The 1171-nt window shown below is 52.5% G+C and carries 2 protein-coding genes; both read left to right on the top strand.

The window, feature by feature from the left end; all coding sequences use genetic code 11:
- Positions 1-491 (top strand): carbohydrate ABC transporter permease (locus ACFRAK_RS29325; RefSeq protein ID WP_394573242.1); only part of this gene is annotated, 491 nt, incomplete at its 5' end.
- A 67-nt stretch (positions 492-558) separates the two neighbouring features.
- Positions 559-1171 (top strand): glycoside hydrolase family 76 protein (locus tag ACFRAK_RS29320; protein ID WP_394573241.1); only part of this gene is annotated, 613 nt, incomplete at its 3' end.

Genomic DNA, 1171 nt, shown 5'->3' with positions numbered 1-1171 from the left:
TTTACGTGCTGCGCCATATTCCGCTGATGGGGGGTAACGATTGGTTTGGGAGCGGCGGCATGGGGCTTATGAATTCCTTCTGGGGCATTATTCTTCCTGGCGCTTCCGGTACGTTTGCCGTGTTCTTCATGAGGCAGTTCTTCCTTACACTGCCCTCTGACATGATGGAGATGGCTCGGATTGAAGGCTGCAGCGAGTTTAAAATTTTTTGGCGCATCTATTTGCCATTAACCAAGCCGGCGCTGGCGACGCTGAGCATTTTTACCTTTCAGGCGGGCTGGAACAGCTTCCTGTGGCCGATGATTGTGTTGAACGATCCGAATAAGGCTACGATCCAGATGGGGCTTCAAGCATTCTCGTTCAATTTCCAGACGGATTATGGGCCGATGATGGCCGGGGCGTTGGTGGCGATATTGCCGATACTTGTCCTGTTCTTGGTTTTGCAGCGCTATTTTATCCAGGGCATTGCTTTCAGCGGGATCAAAGGATAAGAAGCGATGGAAGTTGGGCGTTCTTAGCAAAAAGATACTTGCATATTGAGTCAGGAGTGATTTCGCAATGGTAACGGTGTCCGGGGTATGGACGAAAAGGGCCGATGAGGCGCAACGCGCACTCGAGCAGCATTTCTGGAATGATTCAATTCGTATGTACAATATAGAAACACCGTGCCCGGACGGGGCATGTAACACGATTTTTCATTATTGGTGGATGGCGCATGCGGCAGATGTGCTTGTGGATGGTTATCTCCGCACGAATGATCCGGTATATGCAGAGCGGCTGGAGCAATTGTACGAGGGTGTGCTTCGCCGCAATGAAGGCGAATGGCCGAACGAGCTGTATGATGACATGGAATGGATGGCGCTGGTTTGGCTGCGAGCGTATGAGGCGACGGGGCAGGATAAGTACAAGCAGGCCGTTCTGACGCTCTGGGAAGATATCCAGAGCGGCTGGAACGATATCCAAGGTGGCGGAATCGCGTGGCATAAGGAGCAGCTAGGGTATAAGAATACCCCGGCTAATGCACCCGCCGTTATTTTGGCAGCACGGCTGTATCGTGCTTTTGGGAACCCGGCGGATCTGGAATGGGCCCAGCGCATCTATAGTTGGCAGAAGGACTCCCTTGTGGATCCTTCCACGGGCTTTGTCTGGGATGGGATGAATCGTATAGGGG

The sequence above is a fragment of the Peribacillus sp. NPDC056705 genome, assembly GCF_043656335.1.
Note: the sequence above shows the minus strand (reverse complement) of the source record. Positions and strands in the feature narration are given on the sequence as shown.